The following is a 22823-nucleotide window of genomic DNA, read 5'->3' on the forward strand; positions in this document are numbered from 1 at the left end:
ATAGATCTAAGGATTCTGGCTTACCCAGAAAATGGTAGAGGCAATGGGGGCTAAATGGCCTTAGAAAATGTCCTACCAGATTTTTGTTGCAGGTAGGCATCAAAGACGGCAGTAATGTTGCGGATCAGGAGTCGTCCTACGGGGGTGACCTCTAGGCGATCGCGCCCCAAATGAATGAGGCCATCGGCAGCCAATTCCCGCAGTGCAACTAACTCGGGGGCAAAGTGGGCATCAAAATCGAGATTAAACTGGCGGGCGATCGCTGATTTGTCGAGGGTAAATTGGCACATCAGTTCCATGATGATCGTGCGCCGCAACAAATCTTCACGGTGCAGTTGAATGCCGCGTTCTGTGGCCAGCTGACCCGCCGCAACATCCCTAAAGTAGGTGGCTAAGTGTTTCTGATTTTGGGCATAGGCCTCCTGCAACATACTGATCGAGGTGAGGCCAAAGCCAATCAAATCTGCAGTTGGCAGTGTTGTATAGCCCTGAAAGTTGCGCTTGAGCGTCCCTGCTTCCTGGGCGATCGCCAGCTCATCGGTGGGCTTGGCAAAGTGATCCATGCCAATGTACCGATAGCCTTGGCTAGTTAGGATTTCAATCACCCGCTGCAAAATCGTGAGTTTGGTTGCACTATCGGGTAGGGTGGTGGGATCAATTCGCTTTTGGATGGGTTTCAAATTGGGTAGATAGGCAAAGTTAAAGACAGCAATGCGATCGGGGTCAAGGCGCAGGGTTTTGGCAATTGTGGCTTCAAAGGATTGGACGGTTTGATAGGGCAGACCATAGATGAGGTCAATGTTGACACTCTCAAACTCAGCAGCGCGGATCCACTCCATCACTTGAAAGAGCCATGTCTCAGGCTGCAGGCGATTCACTGCCAGTTGCACTTGGGGATCAAAGTCCTGCAAGCCAAAGCTGAGGCGATTGAAGCCCAGATTCCGCAGCTGAAAGAGATAATCACGGTTGATGTAGCGGGGATTGACCTCAATGGAAATTTCCGCATTGTTGGTCAATTCAAAGTGCTGAGTGAGCGTCCGCCACAGGGATTCCACTTGGTCAATCGTGAGGTAGTTGGGAGTACCGCCGCCCCAATGCATTTGAATCACGGGACGAGTGCGATCCAGCCGTGCCGCCACTTGAGCAATTTCCTCCGCCAAGGCATCCAAGTAGGTTTTGGCAATAGTTTGGCTTTGGGTGACAATGACGTTGCAACCGCAAAAATAGCAGGCGGTCTGACAAAAGGGAATATGCACGTAGAGGGACAGGGGTAGGTGCGCTTCGTTACTCCGCAGTAGCTCCCGCTCGAAACAGTGGCGATCAAAATCGGGAGTAAATTCGGCAGCCGTGGGGTAACTGGTATAGCGGGGCAAGGGACGATCGTACTTTTGCAGCAGTGCCCCATCAAATTGGATTGGCTGAACCACACTCATGGATGTTTGCAAGCTCCTAACAAGATCAACAGTGGGTCTTAGATGGCAATGGCTTCAGGACGGAGGTGCTCCCGCCGACTGGGCTGGTTCTCGATAACCACGGCCTGCCACGTCTGATCGCCAATGGTGGTTTTTAACTCCGACTCCAGGGCGTGCATGAGGTTGCAGTTGAGGGCAAAGGCAAAGTTGGCCTCCTTGACAATGCGGGCGATCGCCTCCTCGTCGAGGCCAAGACTATCCAACGTTTCCCGATACCGCTGCTTAAAGGCTTTCTTATCTTCCGGGGTCGGCAGTGCTGGAAACTCGTAAAAGGCCGTGCCCTTGCCTTCGGGGAGCGTCAACTGCGAACGCACAATTTTACTCAGGGCTTGTCCCCCAGAGAGATCCCCCATATAGCGGGTGTAGGAATGGGCAATGAGCAACAGAGGTTCACTTTGGGCCACATCATGAAGGCGACTGAGGTAAACGCGGGTGGCCGTAAGGGGAGTAATCTGATCGCGCCAATCCTCGCCGTAGTAGAAGCTCAAGTCCTGGGCCAGTTGACCACTGCGGTTGAGTTCGGGGAAGTAAATAGCGCGCACCGGATCGCTCTTGGCCCTGGCTAAGGCCGCCTCCAGAGCGGTGTAAACAAAGTAGAGGTTAGCCAAGAACTGGCGGAAGAGACTCGGGGTAATCAACCCCCGTACAAAACATTTCATGAAGGCGGTGTGCTCAGCCAAGGTGTGAGCCTCAGCCGTTCCTTCCCGCAGCGCAAGGGAGAGCACTGTCATACCTGTAACTCCTGAAATTGGTTTTAACAATTTTTTTGAACAACTTTATCCTGCCAACGGGGGATGGCCGTGGGTTGAACGGGGGCAGAATGGCAGGCTATTGGCGAGTATTACTTTTTGACCATTTGGCTGTCAAGTGAAGCTTTAAAAAACATAACAAAACTGGCTACTTTTGCCCCATCGTCAAGGTGGTTATTGACCGTCCTCAGGGATATAGTATAGTAAAACAGTATGACCTGCATAGGTTTAGTTCTATAGGAGTGAGAGACTTATGGTGGCGATCGCCCCCAATCCTGATTCAGGCCAGAGCGTTAAAACCATTCGTGAGAACCTTTTAACCCCCCGTTTTTACACAACAGATTTTGAACACGCAGCAACACTTGACCTCAGTCGTCAGCAAGAACAACTGGAAGCGATGTTGGCGGAAATGCGGGCAGACTACAACCGCCATCACTTTGTCCGCGATGACTCCTTCAAAGGCACTTGGGACATCTTGGATGCAGAGACCCGCAAAGCCTTTATTGACTACCTTGAGCGCTCCTGTGTCTCTGAGTTTTCAGGGTTTTTGCTCTTTAAGGAGCTCTCGCGCCAGCTCAAGAATCGCAACCCCCTTTTGGCGGAAATCTTTCACCTGATGGCGCGGGATGAAGCGCGGCACGCAGGCTTTCTCAACAAAGCCATGATGGATTTTGGCCATGCCATGGACTTGGGCTATCTCTCCAAGACGCGCACCTACACCTTTTTCCCTCTAGCCTGGGTACTCTACACCGTTTATCTATCAGAGAAAATTGGCTACTGGCGCTACATCATTATCTACCGTCATCTTGAAAAGCACCCCGAACATTCCTTCTACCCCCTCTTTAACTATTTTGAAAGCTGGTGCCAAGATGAAAACCGCCACGGCGACATTTTCAAGGCCTTGATCCACTCCCAACCCCAATTGATTCAAGGCTGGGGCGCCAAACTCTGGATGCGCTTCTTCCTGCTGACGGTGTTTGCCACCCATACGCTGACGGTCCATGAGCGTGCCAAATTCTATGAAGCCCTTGGGCTTGATGCCACAGCATTCGATCGCGAGGTGATTGCCAAAACCAATGAAACAGCGGCGCGTACCTTCTCTGTGGTGCTCAATGTCGATCACCCTGAGTTTTATCCGCGTCTGCAACGCTGTGTTGAAATCAGCAAGACACTACAGGCAATTGAAGCCACTCATCAACCAAAGTGGCTGAAGGCCTTACGGAAACTTCCCCACCAGTTGGCGATCGCAGGTCATCTCCTGCGCATTTATCTGTTGCCCCCCGTCAATGCTCAACAGGAATGGGGCACCGTCCACTAAGAGTTAAGCTCCTCTTGGCGAAAACGGTTGAGCAGTTCTACCAGCAATTCTTGGTTGGCCTTGGGAATCAAGCGATCCAGGGAAAGGAATTGCTGACCCCCGCCAAGGGGAACTGAGACCTCCTGCAGGACGCTAGTAACCTGTGCCGCACTCATTTCCCCCTGTTCTAAAAGGGGCAAAAAGGCTTCCGCAAGAGGGGTTGCCAGCTTGGCATCACCAAGGTAGAGATGCCATTTAGCAACATCGATATAAATATCACGGCCAATTTCAGCCGCCAGGCGTTCAATGAAAGGGGTGCGACTCAACACTTGTCACCTTCCTGCAGGACTCCCGTTGACCCTAGGTTAGCTCAAAAGAATACCCCCGATGGCTCAACCATGGGGGCGATAATAAAGAATGTTCAGCACCGACCTATGGATCGTAGGGCTTTTTGCCAGTGAACTTCAGTTGCGAGGGGTTGGGATTCTGGCCAATGGAGCGAGGCACAGAGTTGACCGCTTCCCGCCCTTGGTTGACTTTCTCAGGGAAAACGCCATCCTTGGGATGGATCAATACCGTTTCGCCATCGGGGAAAATGCGATAGATTTTGTAGTCGTTAATTTTGCGGGGACGCAGTTGTTGAGCAGCTAGGGCAAGGCACTGCTCCTTACGGGCAAGGTAAACGAGATTTTCACCTTCACGCATAACAGCAGCCCCAGCCGTCGGCATTTCAAAAACTTGCTCTTTGGGGCTTGTCCAAGTGATGGCGTATTTCTCTTCGGTATCCGCTGCGCTGAGGAGGCCGCCGGTGCTGCCACCATAGAGCGGGGGTTGCCCAGTGAGTGTTGTCATGCGTTCGATCCTCAATCTCTGACGTTGTTATCCTTAAGATTGGCTAGATACAACCCTTTTGCTGCATATGGGATACATCAAGGGGATGCACTCCTCTCCCATGGGGGCCTTCGCAGTCTTGAGCGTTTGCCACCATTGCGAAAAGGGTTATAACCAGATTCAACGGCATCGTAGCATTGAAACCGCTGGATTGATGCGACTTGTGAGAAACTGTAACAGTTCGTTCATGATCACCCATTGTTATTGGTTATTGGGCTATTTGATTCGGATTCTGACTGATTACCAATGATCACCCTTGAACAACCTATGGCGAAAGGGGAAATTTGTTAAGATTATTGACAAAGTACAACAAAAATGCGTCCACTCCTCGCAAGGGATCGTTGAGCAATGCAATATCTCTACCTCCATGGATTTGCCTCGTCGCCGCGCTCGAGTAAAGCCCAGTATTTTCGCGATCGCTTTGAGGAACTTGGTCAACCGCTACTCATTCCCGATCTCAATCAGGGGGATTTTTTTCACTTGACCCTGAGTCGCCAAATTGAACAGGTAGAAGCACTGCTTACCCCAGAAGAACCCATCACATTAATTGGCTCTAGTTTTGGTGGCTTGACTGCCGCTTGGCTTGCCGAAAAACATCCCCAAGTGGTGCAGCTGTTTCTGTTGGCTCCTGCCTTTGAGTTTGCTATCCAGTGGCTGCCGCGTCTAGGGGATGAATATCGCCGCTGGCAAGCCACGGGGGTTTTAGAGGTCTACCACTACACTGAAGAACGCCTACTGCCCCTTAGCTATGGCTTTGCCAAAGATTTACTGGAGTATGACGATCGCCAGCTCCAGCGCCCTGTGCCCACCCTCATTTTCCATGGCCTTCAGGATGAAGTGATTCCCATTGACGCCAGTCGTCGGTACTGTGAAGGTCGCCCTTGGGTCAGTCGGGTGGAATTGGACAGTGATCACGCCCTCAAGGAAGTACAACCTGCTATTTGGGGCATGATGTATCCCATTATTTATCAGCAGTTAACTTGAGAGGCGGGGTCAGGGGAGACAGCGGGAATCTCCGCTCGCACGGCACGAAACATGCCAAAGCGGCAGAGTCCCATGCCAAAGGCAATCCGCATCAGCAGGAAGGTGGGCACTTCCCGCAGGGATTTCACTAGCCCCGGTAGGCCAAAGCGAATTAATCCCTCTGGCCGCCCAATTCCCTGCCAAATTGAATCTAGCCATGAGGGGAGCGTTTCCTGTGTCCAGTCAGCAGTAATGACGTCTCCAGCCACTAAACCCGTTGCGGCAAGGGCCTCCGCAAAACCTTCAATGCTGGCAAAGGCGGGGTGTGCCCATTGATCCAGGAGCTGCCGCATCATCAGCCGCTCCCAGAGGTTCAAGGGCTGCTGGCGATCGTCCCGCTGGTTCCAATCGGCAACCACCAGAATTCCGCCCGGCTTCAGGACCCGGAGTAATTCTTTAGCGAACTGCTGTTTATCGGGCATGTGGGGGCCGGCTTCAATTGACCAAACCACGTCGAAGCTGGCATCTGGAAATGACAACGCTAGAGCGTCATCGAGCTGAAACCGAACATTCAGATCCCCAGGAGTGAGTTCTCGCGCCCGCCGTACCTGCTCAGGGCTAATCGTAATTCCAGTAACATGAAAGCCATAGTCACGGGCCAGGATACGACTGCTGCCGCCAATACCACAGCCGACATCCAAGACGGTTGTCCCTGGCGGCAGGCGATCAAGACCGGCCCAGCGCACCATTTCATGGACAAAATCCACCTTCGCTTGGCGAAAGTCTTTGCGGCGAGGAGGCGAGCCGTAGTGGCCCAGATGAATATGCTCACCCCAGTAAAATTCAAGAATGCCGTCATTGGTCCAGTTGTCATAGGACTCGGCCACGGAGCGGGCAGACTCGTACTTGCGGGGAAACAACAGGTAAAGCGCTAAGCCCAGCAGGACTAAGGCACCAACAGTGAGAACCAGTATGAACCCTAGATGAGACATGCAGCAGATTGACTAGCGAAACCTTTCACTAATAATGACGAAGTTTTCGGCATTTTCACAAGGGAAAGAACCACGGATGGGTTTTCGTGGCAGATTGGACGGTCTTCAATACTATCTTGAAAAGTTGGTGCAATCCTGCCAAGTGGTGCTGCGGGCCCCCAACCGTTGTGAAAAAGGCTGTAACTTAGTAATAGGAAGCCTTGAGAATTCTGGAAGTAACTACCTTGGCGGATGTGGCTGTGTTTGACTCCATTGAATCAGCATTAGAGGCCCTGCGGCGCGGCGAAGTAATTGTGGTCGTGGATGACGAAAATCGCGAGAATGAGGGAGATTTGATTGGTGCTGCTGAGCGCGTGACCCCTGCCATGATTAACTTCATGGCTGTTCATGCACGGGGACTGATTTGCCTCGCCATGGAGGGCGATCGCCTCGATGAATTGGATCTGCCCTTAATGGTGACAACAAATACCGATAGCAACCAAACGGCCTTTACGGTGAGTGTGGATGCCGGTGCCCGTTGGGGCGTGACCACAGGTATTTCCGCCGAGGATCGCGCCCGCACGATTCAAGCGTTGATTGATCCGAGCACGCAACCTCAAGATCTACGTCGCCCTGGCCATGTTTTCCCCCTGCGATCGCGCCCTGGGGGAGTTCTCAAGCGAGCTGGCCACACTGAGGCCGCAGTGGATCTGACACGGTTGGCGGGTCTTTACCCAGCGGGTGTGATCTGTGAAATTCAAAATCCCGACGGCACCATGTCGCGGCTGCCCGAACTCATGGAGTATGCCCGCACCCACCAACTCAAAATTATTAGTATTGCTGACCTCATTAGCTACCGTCTCCAGCATGAGCGCTTTGTGCGCCGCGAGGCCGTGGCCAAGCTACCGACGGAGTTCGGTGAATTTCAAATCTATGGCTACCGCAATTCCCTCGATCAATCGGAGCACGTCGCCGTTGTCAAAGGGGATCCCGCCACATTTAGCGAGCAACCCGTACTGGTGCGCGTCCATTCTGAATGCTTGACGGGAGACGCCCTTGGTTCCTTGCGCTGTGATTGTCGGATGCAACTGCAGGCGGCTCTGAAAATGATTAACGCCGCCGGTCGCGGTGTGGTGGTTTACCTGCGGCAAGAGGGGCGGGGGATTGGGCTGGTCAACAAGTTGCGCGCTTATTCCCTGCAAGATTTAGGCATGGATACGGTGGAGGCCAATGAGCACCTGGGCTTTCCAGCGGATTTGCGCAATTATGGCGTCGGTGCTCAGATCCTCAATGACTTGGGGGTGAAGCAGATTCGCCTGATTACCAATAACCCCCGCAAAATTGCTGGCCTCAAGGGCTATGGCCTTGAAGTGGTGGATCGGGTGCCCCTGTTGATTGAAGCGACCCCCTACAACACCCCCTACTTGACGACCAAGGCAGAGAAACTGGGGCATCTGCTGCTGCAAACTTACCTGATGACGGTGGCCTTTCGCTGGCGGGAGTCGCAATTGGATGCCGGCGATCGCTATGAACGACTGGAAAAACTACGTCATCTGGCCGCGGGTGTCCATTTGCTGGTGCGTGAAGAAGCTCGGCCCGTTGCTCAAGCCATCTTTGGGCATCCTGACCTGATTGTTCACTTTGGCTTTGACCAGCCCCATGTCGCCGATCGCCAGTGGTATCAGCAGCCGGAACATCCCTATGTGCTTGCGGTGCAAACCCTGCTGCGGCAATTTTGCCAATGGCCAACGCTAAAAGGATTTGAGTTTCTGGTGGCCACGGGCACCGATCCAATGCTCAACCTACCGATGGCTCTGGATCGCCAAGCCTACACCCAACAGTCGCCCAGGGAGTGGCAGCCCCATCTCATCTATTCCTGGTCCGCCGCAACAGGTTAAAGCATCAAAAAGCATCAATGGGTATCTTGGGGCATTGACAGCAGGGCTGCGATTGGGGAATCGGGAAAACGCCAAGGTTCAACAAGCCCTTTTCGGTATGACTGGTGGCACTCTTGTTGAGGCTGGCAGGGCTTTTGGCTAAGATGACGCTGATAACACTGTTTATAAGTGTGAACATCAATTCAATCCATCGCTTCTGGCCGAAAAAAGAAACACTGGGGCGGCGTTGGCGTTAGCACAACAACACTGGCGATGGCGCGATCGCCCACAGAGAAACTGGCTACCCAATGCCCTAAAGGCTGAGCCGCTGTCCGCTGCCATACCCCTATCCCCTGAGCCTTGAGCCACGCTTCATAGTAAGTCCAAGCCCGGAGAAACGCGCGATCGCCCCCTTCTAAGATCTTTTGTTGCAGCGCAGCCCCAAAAAACCGCCGACTAATAGCTGCACGTTGAGGACAGAGGCGCAAGATTTCAACATCTACCCCTACAGCAGCCCTCCCACTCACAGCCAACACCGCCAACTGGCCACTATGGCTCCAGTTAAACTCCAACGCATTCAGATAGGGCTTACCCCCGGCAGCACGCGGCAAAGGCTTCTCCCCAAGATGAGGTTGATAGCGTCGTAAATAGGCACGGAGAATAACCCCACGGGGTACATCAGGGGGAAGTGTTAGCCACCAAAGATGCAACGCATGGGGATCTAGAGTGAGATCGGGGTGTGGCGCCCGCCATTGAGGGGCAACAATCGGGGGTAGGGGACAATCCCACACACTAAAGACTGAGGCGTTTTTTTAAGGACAATAGGTGAGTACGGGGATTAATTGGGCTACGGGGCAAGGGTAGCTCAAAATTCGGCCAATTGGTTAGACTCGCACAGGGACAGTGGAGAGGGGGCAACCCATGACACGGTAGGGGCACAGGCATCTGGCAGCGGGCGCAGGGGCTAATCTCCCAACAGTCGCTCAGTAGCTGGGTAATTGTCTCCGTCGTGTCCTCGAGAAAGCACTCTCCTGCCTGACCAGAGATCACATAGGCCCAGCAGGCCTCAAAGGCTTGACTGTAGCGATCGCCCTGAAGAACCGGTTGTGGCAGCAGCCTATGCTCGCCACCCCAAATACAAAGCCGCTTACCCAACTGAAACCAGTGGGCGAGATAAGACTTTACCCTTGCTTGGGCGGCCAAAAAGGCACAGCCTTCTATCTCCGTCATTGATACAACCCTCGCTGCTGTACTTACTACCCTAGCGCAAGGAAACGAGGGTCGCAGATCGGCTTAGCTCAGCCGCTGCTAGGATGCCAACCCGTAGGACAGTGAGGATCAAGTCGTTAGGTATTCAGGGCAGTTCCCCGGCCGGCCTAGATAGCCTAAGGCTGTTTCCTTCACTGCCAGCCCCCATCTAGTCCAATAACCCACACCCTGAATTTTCAAGCCCAGTCAGAAGTCCTCAAGCCATTTGCACGAGATTTTTTCAATGGATTAACTAACCTCAGTGGCCCAGCTTAACGCATGAGGGGCGCCAAGGAGGCATCTAACTGTCCCCAACTGTGGCCATCAAGGGCTAACTGCTCGATGAGACTGGCCAAGCGCAATGCTTTGAGGGCCTGTTCCCCACCCACCGACGGGGGTTGACCGCCACGAACGCAGTTGACAAAGTGCTCCAGCTCCGCATGGAGAGGTTCAATGTTACTCGTATAGACCTTCTCAATTAGGCCATCTTGGCGGTAAAGGACTTGGCCATGATCGGCACTGCAGGAGGCGGTGGTTTTGCGGTGAATGAGAATCTCGTTTTTGAGGAAATCTGCCTCTGTGAGGGAATTTCTGCAGTGGGCAGCAATGCGCCGTTGCTTGCGGTGGGTGACTTTACTGGCCGTGAGAGTGGCAATAATACCGTTGGCAAAGCCCAAGGTGGCCGTCACGTAGTCTAGATACCCGGAGTTGGCAGAGCGACTGCCGGCGGCCGTCAGGCGCACCACAGGTGAATTAGTGAGTTCCAATAACAGATCAATGTCGTGGATCATTAAGTCGAGAACCACTGAAACATCATTGGCGCGATCGGAGTAGGGACTCATGCGATCTGCCTCAAGGGCAAGGATTTCCTCGGTGCGCAGGACTTTGCTCAGCTCTTGAAAGGCAGGGTTAAATCGCTCAATATGGCCAACTTGGAGGATGCATTGGCACTCCGCTGCCGCGTTAACAAGGGACTCTGCTTCGCTAATACTGGCGGCAATCGGTTTTTCCACCAAGACGTGAACCCCATGGCGCAGGCAGGTAATCCCCACCTCATGATGGAGCCGGGTGGGCACGGCAATACAGACCGCCTCAACGTGGGGCAGTAAATCCACATAGTTTTCAAAGAATTTGACCCGATATTTGCTAGCCGTGTCAATGCCCCGCTCTAGATTGACATCAGAGATGCCCACAAGTTCGACATCTTTGAGTAAACTCAAGACACGGGTGTGGTGCTGACCCATGTTGCCAACACCGATGACGCCAATGCGCAGTGGTTCGGGCTGGGGACGGAAGGTAGAACTCATGTCTATTTATTTCACTCCTCTACGCAACCGGGGAAGGGCTTGGTGTTGGCGATCGCCCACCGTAAGTAAAAACTCACAGAGTTCACAGAATGAACATTGACAGAAAGATGCTACCACAGCATTGCCAAATGTAAAGTTTTTGATAGACAGGTATGGTGACGACACAAAAGGCCGTCGTGTTGCTCTCAGGGGGCTTAGACTCCAGCACCGTATTATTTCGTGCCAAGGCACTGGGGTATGCTTGCTATGCCCTCTCCTTTGACTATGGGCAGCGCCATCGGCGGGAAGTAGAAGCAGCGATTGCCATTGCCACCGCTGCTGGGGTTGTTGAGCATCAAATCCTCCCCCTGAATTTGCGCCTATGGGGGGGGTCGGCTCTGACAGACTTGAGCATTGACCTGCCCCGCGATCGCGATCTGGCCACCCTGGGCCAAGAGATTCCCCTCACCTATGTTCCCGCCCGCAATACGATTTTTTTGAGTGTCGCCCTCGCCTATGCCGAAGCCCTGGGGGCACAAACCGTTCATATTGGCGTTAATGCCCTCGATTACTCTGGCTATCCCGACTGTCGCCCTGACTATATTGCTGCGATGCGGGAGGTCTATCGCCTTGGGACCAAACAGGGGCGTGAAGGCCAGCCCATTGAAATTGCCACCCCTCTCATTGAACTTCACAAAAAAGACATCATTCGTCTGGGTAACGAATATGGCGTGCCGTGGGAAAAAACCTGGTCGTGCTATGCCGAAGGGGAGCGCGCCTGTGGCCGCTGTGACGCCTGTCGGCTGCGTTTAGCGGCCTTTGCCGAACTAGGTTTAGTAGATCCTTTGCCCTACGCGGTTCACCCCCCGCTGTAGGTTCGGTAAATCCCCCTTTTGCTCATGGCAGGGGCGATCGCACTATAGGAAGAAGAGAGGGTTAAGCCCAATATGGGTGCTGTGCCCCGCATTGAAGTTAGCCTGCAAAGGGAGTTTTCGTCGCTATGGCAAAAGTTGTCGGAATTGATCTGGGGACCACCAACTCCTGTGTGGCCGTCATGGAAGGGGGCAAGCCCACGGTTATTGCCAATGCTGAAGGGTTTCGGACAACGCCCTCCGTTGTTGCCTACACCAAAAATGGCGATCGCCTCGTGGGTCAAATTGCCAAACGGCAAGCAGTGATGAACCCCGAAAATACCTTCTATTCTGTGAAGCGCTTTATCGGCCGCCGCTTTGATGAGGTGACCCACGAAGCCACCGAGGTCTCCTACAAAGTTTTGAACGTCAACGGCAACGTCAGACTGGATTGCCCTGCCCTAGGCAAGCAGTTTGCCCCCGAAGAAATTTCGGCCCAAGTCCTGCGCAAACTCAAAGAGGATGCCAGCAAATACCTGGGTGAAGAAGTCACCCAAGCAGTGATTACCGTACCTGCCTACTTCAACGATTCTCAACGCCAAGCCACAAAAGATGCTGGCAAAATTGCAGGTCTTGAAGTCCTGCGGATCATCAACGAACCCACCGCTGCTTCCTTGGCCTATGGCCTAGATAAAAAAGCCAATGAAACTATCCTGGTCTTTGACCTTGGCGGTGGCACCTTTGACGTATCGATCCTTGAAGTGGGTGATGGCGTTTTTGAAGTGCTCGCCACCTCCGGGGACACCCACCTAGGCGGTGACGACTTCGACAAGAAAATTGTGGACTATCTGGCCGAGTCCTTCCGCGCCCAAGAAGGCATCGATTTGCGCAAAGACAAACAGGCGCTGCAGCGGCTGACGGAAGCAGCAGAAAAAGCTAAGATTGAACTCTCCAGCGTCACGCAAACCGAAATCAACCTGCCCTTCATCACCGCAACGCAGGATGGCCCCAAACACCTCGACATGACCCTCACCCGTGCCAAATTTGAGGAACTCTGCTCTGACCTGATTGACCGTTGCCGCGTCCCCGTCGAGCAAGCCCTCAAGGACGCCAAACTCACCAAGGATCAAATTGATGAAGTGGTGTTGGTGGGTGGCTCCACTCGCATTCCGGCAATCCAAGCGCTGGTTAAACGGATGTTGGGGAAAGAGCCCAACCAAAGTGTCAACCCCGATGAAGTCGTGGCCGTGGGGGCAGCCATTCAGGCGGGTGTGCTGGCCGGTGAAGTCAAAGACATTCTTCTTTTGGATGTTACACCGCTGTCTTTGGGCGTCGAGACCCTTGGGGGTGTGATGACGAAAATTATTCCCCGCAACACCACGATCCCCACGAAAAAATCCGAGGTCTTCTCCACCGCCGTGGACGGTCAAACCAATGTGGAAATCCACGTTCTCCAAGGGGAGCGGGAAATGGCCGCCGACAACAAGAGCCTTGGGACCTTCCGTTTGGATGGCATTCCCCCGGCACCGCGCGGCGTGCCGCAAATCGAAGTCACGTTTGATATTGATGCCAACGGTATCCTCAACGTGACCGCTCGCGACAAAGGCACCGGCAAACAGCAGTCCATTAGCATCACAGGTGCCTCAACGCTGCCCAAGGATGAAGTGGAACGCATGGTGCGCGAAGCGGAAATAAACGCCGCCGCCGATAAAGCCAAACGCGAGAAAATCGAAACCAAAAACCAAGCGGAGCAGCTCTGCTACCAAGCGGAAAAACAGTTGAGTGAGTTGGGGGATAAAGTCTCCACCAGTGATAAAGACCGCCTCACCTCCCTCATTGCCAACCTGCGCTCGGAAATCGGTACTGAAACCGAGAAGAAACCCATCGAATCTATTAATTTTGAGCGGGTGAAGTCGCTGATGCAGGAGCTGCAACAAACCCTCTACAGCATCGGCTCGAGTGTCTATCAAAGTGCTCAGTCTGGTGATGGCACTGGCGCCAGCAGCAGCGGTAGCAGCGGTGGTAATGACGAAGTGATTGACGCCGAGTTCTCGGAAACCAAATAGTCCTGCCCATTGGCAACTTTTTGCCAGAACAGGACTCCCCCTAGGTGAAGGCTTAGGGGGTTTCTCATTGCTTTTGCTACGCTATGCTCGGCGGTTTTTCACTAGTGGCTTCTTGTGCTAGGAGAGAAATTCCGATAAAATAAAACTTCTATTTTTAATTTTTGTTGAATGCTGAGATCACCCCTACCATTGAGGTAAGCATGGCCAAACGCCGCAATCCCAAGAAGGAAAAAGCTCTTCGTAACCAAGCCTATGCTCGTAAGTTTCGCAAACGTTCTTCGGGTCGCTACAGTCGCCGTCTAAATACGGAGAATCGCCAAGAGACGAAGACCACCGAAACTGTTGAGGAAATGACGGACGCCTAGGGGGCAGTCGGTGAGTAAGCGGGCGTTGCCATGGCGAGAGTTTGGGGTTGCGTTTTTAACCGTTTTTTTGGCTGAATTCGCCGACAAAACTCAAATTGCTGTATTTTTTATGGCCGCCCGCGCTGCCTCCCCCTGGTTGGTGTTTTTGGGGGCAGCTTTGGCATTAGTGACCACTAGCCTAATTGGGGTATTGATTGGTCGCTGGCTATCGCAGTTCCTCTCGCAGCAGCGATTACAAACCTTGACGGGCACTAGTCTGCTGGCGATCGCCCTTTGGCTATTGTGGGATATGTTACACCAAGGCCTTTGATCCCTTTAGATCACTAGGAGAGCAGATCGCTATCCCAGGCAAGTTCGAGTGAGTTCCTTCCGTTGACCGTCACCCCCTGCTAAAGTGAAGGGGTTACAGTGAGCACGCTGACTATCTTAGGCACTATCTAAGTTTGTGAACTCCAGCGGAGACTGCGGAGAATGCCATCTCAAGTCATTGAGCTGTGGTCATCGTTCGTTAGTATTGTCGATGCACCTTTGTTTCGCCTTGGGCGGGAGACGATTTCCCTGCGTTGGCTGTTTCAAGTGGTGCTATTGCTCATTCTCGTTGCAATTTTAGCGCGGTTTTTCAAAGGGGTGCTGAAAAATCAGCTTTTACCGCGCCTTGGTCTAGATTTAGGCAACCGCGAGGCCATTTCCACGGTGATTAGTGGTGCTGGGGGAGCACTGGGCTACATCATTGTTTTACAGGCAGTGGGGATTAATCTCGATTCCCTAGCGGTGATTATCGGCGGCTTAGGGGTGGGGATTGGTTTTGGTTTGCAGGATATCACCCGCAATCTCATCAGTGGTCTGACCCTTCTCATTGAACGCAAAGTCCGTGTTGGTGACTTTGTGGAAATTGAAAACATCAGCGGCTACGTTCAGGAAGTCTCGATGCGCGCCACAGTGATTCAAACCTTTAACGGTTCAAATGTGGTGGTGCCTAATACCTACCTTGCCGATAGTCCGGTCCTGAATTGGTACTATGAAACCCATCGCGGTCGCATTGATATTCCCATTGGCGTTGCCTATGGCACGGATCCAGTTTTAGTAACGGAGGTCTTGCTCAATATTGCGCATTCTGAGCCGGATATCCTCAAGGAACCAGCGCCGCGGGTTATTTTCCGTGAATTTGGCGATTCGGCTCTTAAGTTTGAGCTTTGGGTATGGACGGAGGCCATTGAGCGGCGAGTGTTCATCAAGAGCAGTCTCAATTTCAAGATTGATTACTACTTTCGGCAGCACAATATCTCGATTCCTTTTCCACAGCGGGATATCTGGATTCGCAATGGACCAACGCTTTCTCTTGTCTCTGAACCAGCCGAAACGGTAGGCATGCCCTTGGCACCGGCAACGCCCTCCTTAAGGTCGCTGCTGCAGCAGGTGAGCTATTTTCAAGGCCTGAATGATTTGCAATTACGCTTTCTCATTGAATCGGGCTACCGCAAGCGCCTGACAGCGAAGGAAATTTTGTTCCGTGCTCAGGAGCCGATCACCAACTTCTACATCGTATTGCAGGGGCAGATGGCAGCGGTCTATGAGGAGGAGGGTGAACTGAAGCCGATGATGACATTTAAGCCGGGGGAGCACTTTGGCGAACTGCCCCTAATGCTGGGGGTGGCCTGCCCAACAACAATGATGGCAATGACGGACACGGTGTTGTTTGTCCTGCCCCGGGAGGGATTTGAACAGTTGCTCAAGGAACATCCTTCCCTGGCTGAGGATATTGCGGTGGCGATCGCCCGCCGTCAGGATGTGCTGGCGCAACATCAACAGGAGCTGCAGCAACTGAGTCGCCAAGCGTCGGATCCAAGTCGGCCGATGAACTGGATTCGCGATCGCCTGCAGAAACTGCTGAGCTGGTAAATGGCTTCACGCGGTTGAGTCTAAGGCAAAGGCCTGTTCTAGGTAGCGATGGAGCCGATAGGCACCCCCTTGGTGTCGCACCAAGGCCACATCAAAGCGACAGGGGTGCTCCTGCCACTGCGGCTGAGACTCTAGGAATGCTTGGGCTGCCAAAATGAGTTTGCGTTGCTTGCTGGGGGAAATAGCGTCGAGGCCATCCCTATCCCAGTTGTAAGAACGACGGGTTTTCACTTCGACAAAGAGCACCACTCCCTCCGGATCACAGGCAACAATATCCAGTTCACCCCAAGGGCAAGACCAGTTTTGAGCCAAAATTTGACACTGCTGGGTTTGTAGCCACGCCGCAACTACTGCCTCCCCACAATTACCCACCTGGCGCATAGGCCCTAGGCTTCGATGGGTTCGAGATTAAACAAGTCTTGGAGGGTCTGCATAGCGCGTTGACGACTCTCTAGGTCTCGCTGGGATTGCAGTTGCACTGTCGGGTCATGGAGGATTTTGTTGATGATCGTGCGGGTCATGGCTTCGATGACTCCTTGGTGCTTGTCAGCAAACTCGCTCCCCAGGCGGGAGAGGGCTTTTTCTAGTTCTTGAGTACGGATTGCTTCCATTTTTTGGCGCAGACTGCGGATTGTCGGAATCGTTTCTAGGGCGTGCCACCAAGCCAAAAACGTCTCTAATTCTTCCTCAAGGATGCCTTCAGCCTCTTGGGCCAACTGGCGTCGAGCCTCTTGGTTTTGGGCGACGACTGCTTCCAGATCATCCACATTAAAAAGTTGTACAGAGGCCAGTTCCGTCACATTGGCATGGACATTGCGGGGCACAGAAATATCAATGATGGCAAGGGGGCGATCGCCCGTGAGCACGGAGCCTAGGTTCTCGCGATCCAAGAGGGGCTGGGTTGCTGCTGTACCTGTAAAGACCAGATCCATCGCTGCCACAATCGGCAGCAGATCTGTCATCGTAAAGAGCTCAAAGCGCACTTCGGGAAACTGCTGCGCCAGTTCCTGTGCCCGTTCCAAGGAGCGGTTGATAATGCTGATTTCCTTCACGCCCCGGGCAATCAGGTGCTGCACTACCAAGCGGGACATTTTACCGGCACCGACAACGGCAATTCGGCAGTTCCGTAGATTTTGCAGCCGCAGATCCGCCAGTTCCACTGCCGCTGAACTGATGGAAACGGCGCCAGTGCCAATACTGGTTTCTGTACGTACCCGCTTACCGGCAGCGATCGCCGCTGTAAAGAGGCGATTGAGAATCGAACCGATGGCCTTGTACTGTTGTCCTAACTGATGACAGCGTTTCACCTGGGAGAGAATTTGCCCCTCGCCAATGACCAAGCTATCTAGACCCGAAGCCACCCGCATCAGGTGCATCACGGCATCCTGATGGAGCAGGATAAAGAGGTAGGGCCGCAGTTGGGGCAGGGGAATGTGACTCCACTCACTGAGAAACTGATGCACTTCCCGCACGCCCACCTCAGTGTCACTGGTAACAATGTAGATTTCCAAACGGTTACAGGTGCTGAGAATGGTGGCCTCTTGAATATGGGCGTAGCCACGCAGATGTTGCAGTGCCCGCTCCCGCACGTCCTCTGGCACACTCAATTTTTCGCGCACATCCACGGGGGCGGTTTTGTGACTCAAGCCAATAACAGCAATATTCATAGGAATCGGTTGATGTTCGGCTGCAACTCCATCAATTGTTGTATCAGGATTCTGGAGCGTCCTTCACGCTTGTTTGCAAGTCTTTACTAAAAGAGGGCAGTTGCTAAGGTGCTAAGTTTTGTTAAGGAATTCAACAGTTCTGGGCTGTAGCCTGCTATTCTTGAGAATTGAAATCAATAAGCAGTCAAAAAGCAAATATTAAATGCGAAAATCTTCACATTCATGGCCGTCATACACCTATATTGCGGATCCCTATCCCCAAGGACAATGCTGGAGAGAACCGATGTCTAAGCTAATTTCGCTGGCAGAGGCTGAGGCTGGCGATCTCTACACGATTGCGCGGTTGACATGTGCTAACCCTCGAGAGCTTTTAGCAATGGGTCTAAAACCGGGGGTCATCATTACCATCCTGCAAAAAAATAATCACGGTGCGGTGATGGTTGCTCTCAATGCCCAGCGATTTTGCATTAACCACGCCTTAGCGCAACACATTTTGCTGGCAACTGTCAGAGCCAGAGAGGTTCATCTACGTACTGCTCCCATTGGTGCCCGTCTACGCATTACCGGATATGCCCCTACTGCCCCCAGTTATAAACGCAAATTATTGGCAATGGGCTTGACCCCCGGCACTGAAATTGAGATTGTCCGCCATGCCCCCCTCGGTGATCCCACAGACATTAAAGTGCGGGGTTTCCATTTGAGCCTACGTAAGGATGAGGCCGATGCCCTGGAAGTTTCGCCACTGTAAGTAATGGAGTGTAGCATGACGGCCACCATTGCTTTGATTGGCAATCCTAACTGTGGTAAGACAACCATTTTTAATGGCCTTACAGGACTAAATCAGCGCGTTGGCAACTGGCCGGGAGTGACGGTTGAACGTAAGCAGGGCTACTATCGCGATCAAGATCTAGTAGTAGAGGTGGTGGATTTGCCGGGGGTCTATGCCCTCGATGCTGAAGAGAGCACTGGAGTTGACGAGCAAATTGCCCGTAATTTCTTGCTAGAGGGGGCGTATGACTTAGTCGTAAACATCCTCGATGCTACTAACCTGGAGCGTAATTTTTACCTGACGTCCCAGTTGCTAGACCGAGGGGTGCCGCTTATATTGGTGCTAAACATGATTGACAGAGCACGGGCTAATGGAATTGGCATTGATACCCAAGTGCTCAGCCAGCGTTTAGGCATTCCGGTTCTTCCTGTTTGCGCCAAACAAAAACCCTACTTTGATCAACTGCGGCAAGCAATTCGCCTAGCTCTTCAAGATCGGCCAATTTCCACTGTTAGGGCACCTCAACCGCCCATCATTGAAGAGGCGATTACTGCTTTGCTGACTAAAGGTGCCAAGGATCGAGGAGAAGCCTTGGCTTGGCTGCAATATCTAGAATCTGTTCCCAAGGACGAAGTACCCGAACTCCATCAATGGCGACGACGGATTCACCAAACCCTAGAAGAAGATATTGATCTTGTGGTTGCCGACAGTCGCTATTGCTGGATTCACCATCTAATGGCGGATGTGTTGGCAGGGGGCGATCGCCCGACAACAACGGTTTCGGATTGCATAGACCGAATTGTTCTCAACCGCTGGTTGGGGATTCCCATCTTCTTGGCCGTCATGTACATGGTGTTTTTAATTTCAATCAACGTTGGCGGTGCCTTCATTGACTTCTTTGATATTGGGGTGGGAGCATTGGCTGTGGGCTGGCCAACCCAAGTTCTAGAAACCCTCCATGCCCCTGGGTGGTTAATTGGTCTGCTGGCAGAGGGAGTGGGTGGTGGCATCCAAACCACAGCAACCTTTATTCCCCAGATTGGCCTACTTTTTATTTTTCTTACACTCCTTGAGGACAGCGGTTATTTGGCGCGGGCAGCCTTTGTCATGGATCGACTGATGCGCTGGATGGGTTTACCCGGCAAGTCCTTTCTACCAATGATGGTGTCCTTCGGCTGCAATATCCCCGGCATCATGGCTACTCGCACCCTTGAAAATCGGCGCGATCGCTTGATGACTATTCTCATGAATCCTTTTATGTCCTGCGGTGCCCGCTTACCGGTCTATGCTCTGTTTGTCGCCGCTTTCTTCCCCCGCAATGGTCAAAATATTGTATTTTTGCTCTACCTGTTGGGAATTGTAGCAGCAATCTTTACCGGGTTTGTGATGAAGCGCACCCTCTTTCAAGGGGAAATTGCACCTTTTGTGATAGAGTTACCCCCCTACCATTTGCCGACATTGAGGGGGGTATTCCTGCGAGCTTGGGAGCGGCTAAAAGCGTTTCTCGGCCGAGCCGGCAAGATGATTGTGATCCTTGTGGTCATTCTGGGGCTACTCAACTCTGTGGGCACCGATGGCAGTTTTGGCAAAAAGGATAGTACGCAGTCGATTTTAAGTGCCTTTAGTCGTCAAATTACGCCCATATTTTCACCTATGGGAATCCAGCCAGACAACTGGCCGGCTACTGTGGGACTCTTTACAGGTGTGTTTGCCAAGGAAGTTATGGTGGGGACAATGGATGCTCTCTATACAGAACTAGCCCGGCAGGAGTCTCAGGAGGCTAGCACTGGAGACGATGCGGAACCATTTTCAGTTTGGGAACAACTGAGGCAAGCAGTGCTGAGTGTTCCGGAAAATCTCAGGGAACTAGGGCAGCAGATGCTTGATCCTTTGGGGTTTCAGGTGTTGCAAGGGGCGGATAATCCTGAAGGAGCGGCTGAAGTGCAGAAGGTGCACTACACCACATTTGGTCAGATGGCACAGCGCTTTGGTACACCAACAGCAGCGATCGCCTTCCTCCTATTTGTCTTGCTCTACTTTCCCTGTGTGTCAGCCACTGCTGCAGTCTATCGAGAAACCAATCTGGGCTGGACAATCTTTGTAGCAACTTGGACAACGGGCTTGGCCTACTGGGTTGCCACGGCTTACTACCAGATCATGACCTTTACTGCTCATCCCGTGTTTTCCGCACTGTGGTTAGTCAACCTAGGTGTGGTGATGGCAATTGTGATCAGGGCCTTGAAGTACTGGGGCGATCGCCGGCCCTTTTCCTGGCCACAGGAGGTGTAATCATGCTTTTGGAATTGCAGGACTATCTTAAGAAGCACCAAGTGGTTTCCATTGAGGAGTTGGTGAACCATTTTCGATCGCCACCGAGTGTCATTGAGCCTATCATTGAGCAGCTCATAGCCAAAGGGCGAGTCCAAAAAATCACCCCTAGCCACTGCAGCGGTTGCCATCAGTGCAGCTCCCAGTCTCTTCAATTGTACGAGTGGAGAATGAACAATGTTATCTTCAGCAATGATCAATCGCCTAAATGAACAGATTAACCTTGAGATGTTCTCGGCCTACCTCTATTTGCAGATGAGCTCTTGGTGTGCTCACAAGGCCTTAGAAGGATGTGCTACTTTTCTTGGGCAACATGCCGATGAAGAAATGGCGCACATGCGGCGTCTCCTGACCTATATGCACGAGACCGGTGCCCTAGCAATTTTGAAGGATATAGCAGCTCCTCCCCACAACTTTGCTTCCCTTAAGGAAATGTTTAGCCAAGTCTATACACATGAACAGTTTGTCACTCGCAAAATCAACGAGTTAGTGCATTTAGCCAATAGCGAACCTGACTATTCAACACTGCAGTTTTTGCAGTGGTATGTTGCTGAACAACACCAAGAGGAATTTCTATTCAAAAGCATCCTTGATAAGATTGAACTCATTGGTACAGAAGGGCAAGGACTATTTTTTATTGACCAAGAAATTGGCAAACTGGCCTCAACCAGAAACAGCAAGACACTGCCCAGCATAGGCTAAGCTCCACCCCTTGCCAAGGGGCTGAATGTTCCCCAAGGAGATTTAAGGAGATTTAGGGATCAGTTGTTGGCACATCAGTGCTATAACGACACGCTAAAAAGACAACTACGCCCACATCTCAGAATAGGAATGGTTAGGGGATTCTTGGTAAACCTGGGTAATGGTGGCGGCGAGGCGTTGCATGCCAAGGGCAATCTCTTCATCACTGGCGGTGAGACTAATGCGTAAGCACTCCTGTTTGTGGCGCCACGGCTCAGTTAAGCCGGGGAAAAAGGAACTGCCGGGAACCACGATCACCCCTGCCCGTTTCAAGTGTTGATACAATTCCCAATCCGTCATGGGTAAATCCCGTAGCCACAGCCACGCAAAAATCGCCCCTTCACCGCGATGCAAAAACCAAGGAATGTCGTTGGGTAAAGCACTGCGTAGGGTTTCTTCGAGAACGGCAAACTTGCGCTGATAGAAGGGACGAATGACATTGACGGACACTTCGGCAAGGGCACCGTTGGCAATGGCTAAAGCGGCGATCGCCTGACCGTAGCGTGAGGCATGAATGCAGGCATTGGTTTGAAAGGCTTCAAGGACGCTCAAAATCTCGCGATCGCCAATGGCAATCCCCACCCGTTCCCCCGGCAGTCCTGCTTTTGAAAGGCTGAGGCAGTGGACAATGTTCCCGCCAAAAACGGGTGCCAGTTCGGTAAAGTTCAAACTGGGGTAGGGTGGCCCATAGGCAGCATCAATCAGCACCGGCACGCCATAGGGCACAGCCAAATCGGCAATTTGGCGCACCTCTAGGTCTGTGAGTACATTTCCCGTTGGATTGCTGGGACGGGAGAAGATGACACAGCCCGTGGTGTCGTTAATGTGCAGTTGTTGAAAGTCCGGACGATACTTAAAGGTGTGATCCGCTTCAAACACCTCAAGGCGCGGACGATAGGCAACAACGGTATCGGGGGTAAGGCTGACGCCACCGTAGCCCGTGTATTCGGGACTCAAGGGGAGAACGACTTTCTTTAATTGACCGTTGGCGCTCAAGCCGCCAAAGGCATTGGCAGCGAAGAAGTAGATGGCCTGACTGCCGGGGGTGACAAGGACGTTGCGCTCCGTCAGGTTCAAACCATAGCGGCGATTAAAATCATCGACAACAGCAGCAATGAGCGGTTCATACCCTTGGCTTGGGCCGTAGCGGCAGACCACCTGGCCAAACTCTGGGCTGGCCATCAGCTCGTGGGTACAGTCACGCCACAGTTGCTCGACCTCAGGGAGAATGAGGGGGTTACCTGCACTCAGGTTAATGAGGTCTTGGCCGCGATTCAGGCGCAGCGTCTCGATAATATCCTTCATGATTGCCCGAACTCCCGTCAGTTGGGACATTTGCTGACCAATCTGGGAGAGTGCAGGATTCATAGGCAAAGGACATAG

At 52.6% G+C, this 22823-nt stretch carries 23 protein-coding genes; 12 read left to right on the top strand and 11 right to left on the bottom strand.

Going from position 1 to position 22823, the window contains the following annotated elements; genetic code table 11:
- Window positions 1-50: 50 nt before the first annotated feature.
- A complete protein-coding gene (hemN, locus tag Q0W94_RS12040) occupies window positions 51-1433 on the bottom strand; it encodes an oxygen-independent coproporphyrinogen III oxidase (protein WP_297759550.1) in 1383 nt (460 codons plus the stop codon).
- Window positions 1434-1471: 38 nt separating this feature from the next.
- Complete coding sequence (locus Q0W94_RS12045) at window positions 1472-2203, bottom strand: heme oxygenase (biliverdin-producing) (RefSeq protein WP_297759552.1); 732 nt, start codon at window positions 2201-2203, stop codon at window positions 1472-1474.
- Between the two features lie 271 nt (window positions 2204-2474).
- Here Q0W94_RS12045 and acsF point away from each other — a divergent pair, with 271 nt between their 5' ends.
- Window positions 2475-3539: a magnesium-protoporphyrin IX monomethyl ester (oxidative) cyclase gene (gene acsF / locus Q0W94_RS12050; RefSeq protein WP_297759554.1), complete on the top strand. Its 1065-nt coding sequence runs from the start codon at window positions 2475-2477 to the stop codon at window positions 3537-3539.
- On the opposite strand, the gene Q0W94_RS12055 is transcribed toward acsF, so the two are convergent.
- Both Q0W94_RS12055 and Q0W94_RS12060 read right to left on the bottom strand, forming a co-directional pair.
- On the bottom strand, window positions 3536-3847 hold the full coding sequence (locus Q0W94_RS12055; RefSeq protein WP_297759556.1) for a DUF3181 family protein: 312 nt from the start codon (window positions 3845-3847) through the stop codon (window positions 3536-3538). The genes acsF and Q0W94_RS12055 overlap by 4 nt on opposite strands.
- Before the next feature lie 103 nt (window positions 3848-3950).
- Window positions 3951-4370 (bottom strand): photosystem I reaction center subunit II PsaD, encoded by a 420-nt coding sequence (locus Q0W94_RS12060; RefSeq protein ID WP_149819488.1) that lies wholly within the window; start codon window positions 4368-4370, stop codon window positions 3951-3953.
- A gap of 387 nt (window positions 4371-4757) precedes the next feature.
- Between Q0W94_RS12060 and Q0W94_RS12065 the strand changes: the two genes are divergently transcribed.
- Entirely contained in the window at window positions 4758-5393 is a 636-nt protein-coding gene (locus Q0W94_RS12065) for a YqiA/YcfP family alpha/beta fold hydrolase (RefSeq protein WP_297759558.1), read from the top strand.
- Here the strand turns inward: Q0W94_RS12065 and Q0W94_RS12070 are convergent.
- Entirely contained in the window at window positions 5378-6364 is a 987-nt protein-coding gene (locus tag Q0W94_RS12070; protein ID WP_297759560.1) for a methyltransferase domain-containing protein, read from the bottom strand. The genes Q0W94_RS12065 and Q0W94_RS12070 overlap by 16 nt on opposite strands.
- Window positions 6365-6570: 206 nt before the next feature.
- Here Q0W94_RS12070 and ribBA point away from each other — a divergent pair, with 206 nt between their 5' ends.
- The gene (ribBA, locus tag Q0W94_RS12075; protein WP_399372426.1) at window positions 6571-8241 is read left to right on the top strand and encodes a bifunctional 3,4-dihydroxy-2-butanone-4-phosphate synthase/GTP cyclohydrolase II; all 1671 of its coding nucleotides are present in this window, start codon (window positions 6571-6573) and stop codon (window positions 8239-8241) included.
- Window positions 8242-8423: 182 nt separating this feature from the next.
- On the opposite strand, the gene Q0W94_RS12080 is transcribed toward ribBA, so the two are convergent.
- The 3 genes from Q0W94_RS12080 to Q0W94_RS12090 form a co-directional block, all read right to left on the bottom strand.
- Window positions 8424-8831, bottom strand: a complete 408-nt coding sequence (locus Q0W94_RS12080) for a 4'-phosphopantetheinyl transferase superfamily protein (RefSeq protein ID WP_297759564.1) — start codon at window positions 8829-8831, stop codon at window positions 8424-8426.
- A 181-nt stretch (window positions 8832-9012) separates the two neighbouring features.
- Entirely contained in the window at window positions 9013-9450 is a 438-nt protein-coding gene (locus tag Q0W94_RS12085; protein ID WP_297759566.1) for a hypothetical protein, read from the bottom strand.
- Window positions 9451-9740: 290 nt separating this feature from the next.
- Window positions 9741-10775: a Gfo/Idh/MocA family protein gene (locus Q0W94_RS12090; RefSeq protein WP_297759568.1), complete on the bottom strand. Its 1035-nt coding sequence runs from the start codon at window positions 10773-10775 to the stop codon at window positions 9741-9743.
- 152 nt (window positions 10776-10927) lie between these two features.
- On the opposite strand from Q0W94_RS12090, the gene queC reads away from it, so the two are divergent.
- The 5 genes from queC to Q0W94_RS12115 all read left to right on the top strand — a co-directional run bounded on the left by queC (window position 10928) and on the right by Q0W94_RS12115 (window position 15935).
- Window positions 10928-11629 carry a 7-cyano-7-deazaguanine synthase QueC gene (queC, locus tag Q0W94_RS12095; protein ID WP_297759570.1) on the top strand — a complete coding sequence of 234 codons (702 nt, stop codon included), beginning with the start codon at window positions 10928-10930 and terminating at the stop codon, window positions 11627-11629.
- A gap of 125 nt (window positions 11630-11754) precedes the next feature.
- Entirely contained in the window at window positions 11755-13671 is a 1917-nt protein-coding gene (dnaK, locus tag Q0W94_RS12100; protein WP_297759572.1) for a molecular chaperone DnaK, read from the top strand.
- Between the two features lie 200 nt (window positions 13672-13871).
- Window positions 13872-14036: a hypothetical protein gene (locus Q0W94_RS12105; RefSeq protein ID WP_297759574.1), complete on the top strand. Its 165-nt coding sequence runs from the start codon at window positions 13872-13874 to the stop codon at window positions 14034-14036.
- A gap of 10 nt (window positions 14037-14046) precedes the next feature.
- Entirely contained in the window at window positions 14047-14346 is a 300-nt protein-coding gene (locus Q0W94_RS12110; RefSeq protein WP_297759576.1) for a TMEM165/GDT1 family protein, read from the top strand.
- 161 nt (window positions 14347-14507) lie between these two features.
- Window positions 14508-15935 carry a mechanosensitive ion channel domain-containing protein gene (locus Q0W94_RS12115; protein WP_297759578.1) on the top strand — a complete coding sequence of 476 codons (1428 nt, stop codon included), beginning with the start codon at window positions 14508-14510 and terminating at the stop codon, window positions 15933-15935.
- Between the two features lie 6 nt (window positions 15936-15941).
- Here the strand turns inward: Q0W94_RS12115 and Q0W94_RS12120 are convergent, their stop codons facing one another.
- Both Q0W94_RS12120 and Q0W94_RS12125 read right to left on the bottom strand, forming a co-directional pair.
- Window positions 15942-16316: a YraN family protein gene (locus tag Q0W94_RS12120; RefSeq protein ID WP_297759580.1), complete on the bottom strand. Its 375-nt coding sequence runs from the start codon at window positions 16314-16316 to the stop codon at window positions 15942-15944.
- A 5-nt stretch (window positions 16317-16321) separates the two neighbouring features.
- Window positions 16322-17602: a glutamyl-tRNA reductase gene (locus Q0W94_RS12125; protein WP_297759582.1), complete on the bottom strand. Its 1281-nt coding sequence runs from the start codon at window positions 17600-17602 to the stop codon at window positions 16322-16324.
- Window positions 17603-17885: 283 nt separating this feature from the next.
- Between Q0W94_RS12125 and Q0W94_RS12130 the strand changes: the two genes are divergently transcribed.
- Genes Q0W94_RS12130 through ftnA form a run of 4 tightly spaced genes read left to right on the top strand, consistent with a single transcriptional unit; the run spans window position 17886 to window position 21401 of the window.
- The gene (locus Q0W94_RS12130) at window positions 17886-18350 is read left to right on the top strand and encodes a ferrous iron transport protein A (protein WP_297759584.1); all 465 of its coding nucleotides are present in this window, start codon (window positions 17886-17888) and stop codon (window positions 18348-18350) included.
- Window positions 18351-18365: 15 nt separating this feature from the next.
- A complete protein-coding gene (gene feoB, locus Q0W94_RS12135) occupies window positions 18366-20660 on the top strand; it encodes a Fe(2+) transporter permease subunit FeoB (protein ID WP_297759586.1) in 2295 nt (764 codons plus the stop codon).
- Window positions 20661-20662: 2 nt separating this feature from the next.
- Entirely contained in the window at window positions 20663-20911 is a 249-nt protein-coding gene (locus tag Q0W94_RS12430; protein WP_399371839.1) for a FeoC-like transcriptional regulator, read from the top strand.
- Window positions 20877-21401, top strand: a complete 525-nt coding sequence (gene ftnA, locus Q0W94_RS12140) for a non-heme ferritin (protein WP_297759588.1) — start codon at window positions 20877-20879, stop codon at window positions 21399-21401. The genes Q0W94_RS12430 and ftnA overlap by 35 nt, the downstream gene beginning before the upstream one ends.
- Window positions 21402-21506: 105 nt before the next feature.
- Here ftnA and Q0W94_RS12145 read toward each other — a convergent pair whose 3' ends face one another.
- Window positions 21507-22808, bottom strand: a complete 1302-nt coding sequence (locus Q0W94_RS12145; protein ID WP_297759590.1) for a valine--pyruvate transaminase — start codon at window positions 22806-22808, stop codon at window positions 21507-21509.
- Window positions 22809-22823 lie beyond the last annotated feature (15 nt).

The organism is Thermosynechococcus sp., from assembly GCF_025999095.1.
GTDB lineage: Bacteria > Cyanobacteriota > Cyanobacteriia > Thermosynechococcales > Thermosynechococcaceae > Thermosynechococcus.

What these genes read in the sequence shown, in the direction of transcription:
- Q0W94_RS12060 (WP_149819488.1), bottom strand. Translation starts at nt 4,370, where the DNA reads ATGACAACACTCACTGGGCAACCCCCGCTCTATGGTGGCAGCACCGGC.
- Q0W94_RS12085 (WP_297759566.1), bottom strand. Translation starts at nt 9,450, where the DNA reads ATGACGGAGATAGAAGGCTGTGCCTTTTTGGCCGCCCAAGCAAGGGTA.
- Q0W94_RS12115 (WP_297759578.1), top strand. Translation starts at nt 14,508, where the DNA reads ATGCCATCTCAAGTCATTGAGCTGTGGTCATCGTTCGTTAGTATTGTC.
- hemN (WP_297759550.1), bottom strand. Translation starts at nt 1,433, where the DNA reads ATGAGTGTGGTTCAGCCAATCCAATTTGATGGGGCACTGCTGCAAAAG.
- Q0W94_RS12105 (WP_297759574.1), top strand. Translation starts at nt 13,872, where the DNA reads ATGGCCAAACGCCGCAATCCCAAGAAGGAAAAAGCTCTTCGTAACCAA.
- Q0W94_RS12090 (WP_297759568.1), bottom strand. Translation starts at nt 10,775, where the DNA reads ATGAGTTCTACCTTCCGTCCCCAGCCCGAACCACTGCGCATTGGCGTC.
- Q0W94_RS12120 (WP_297759580.1), bottom strand. Translation starts at nt 16,316, where the DNA reads ATGCGCCAGGTGGGTAATTGTGGGGAGGCAGTAGTTGCGGCGTGGCTA.
- Q0W94_RS12130 (WP_297759584.1), top strand. Translation starts at nt 17,886, where the DNA reads ATGTCTAAGCTAATTTCGCTGGCAGAGGCTGAGGCTGGCGATCTCTAC.
- queC (WP_297759570.1), top strand. Translation starts at nt 10,928, where the DNA reads ATGGTGACGACACAAAAGGCCGTCGTGTTGCTCTCAGGGGGCTTAGAC.
- Q0W94_RS12070 (WP_297759560.1), bottom strand. Translation starts at nt 6,364, where the DNA reads ATGTCTCATCTAGGGTTCATACTGGTTCTCACTGTTGGTGCCTTAGTC.
- ftnA (WP_297759588.1), top strand. Translation starts at nt 20,877, where the DNA reads ATGTTATCTTCAGCAATGATCAATCGCCTAAATGAACAGATTAACCTT.
- Q0W94_RS12045 (WP_297759552.1), bottom strand. Translation starts at nt 2,203, where the DNA reads ATGACAGTGCTCTCCCTTGCGCTGCGGGAAGGAACGGCTGAGGCTCAC.
- Q0W94_RS12430 (WP_399371839.1), top strand. Translation starts at nt 20,663, where the DNA reads ATGCTTTTGGAATTGCAGGACTATCTTAAGAAGCACCAAGTGGTTTCC.
- Q0W94_RS12125 (WP_297759582.1), bottom strand. Translation starts at nt 17,602, where the DNA reads ATGAATATTGCTGTTATTGGCTTGAGTCACAAAACCGCCCCCGTGGAT.
- Q0W94_RS12145 (WP_297759590.1), bottom strand. Translation starts at nt 22,808, where the DNA reads ATGAATCCTGCACTCTCCCAGATTGGTCAGCAAATGTCCCAACTGACG.
- Q0W94_RS12065 (WP_297759558.1), top strand. Translation starts at nt 4,758, where the DNA reads ATGCAATATCTCTACCTCCATGGATTTGCCTCGTCGCCGCGCTCGAGT.
- feoB (WP_297759586.1), top strand. Translation starts at nt 18,366, where the DNA reads ATGACGGCCACCATTGCTTTGATTGGCAATCCTAACTGTGGTAAGACA.
- dnaK (WP_297759572.1), top strand. Translation starts at nt 11,755, where the DNA reads ATGGCAAAAGTTGTCGGAATTGATCTGGGGACCACCAACTCCTGTGTG.
- acsF (WP_297759554.1), top strand. Translation starts at nt 2,475, where the DNA reads ATGGTGGCGATCGCCCCCAATCCTGATTCAGGCCAGAGCGTTAAAACC.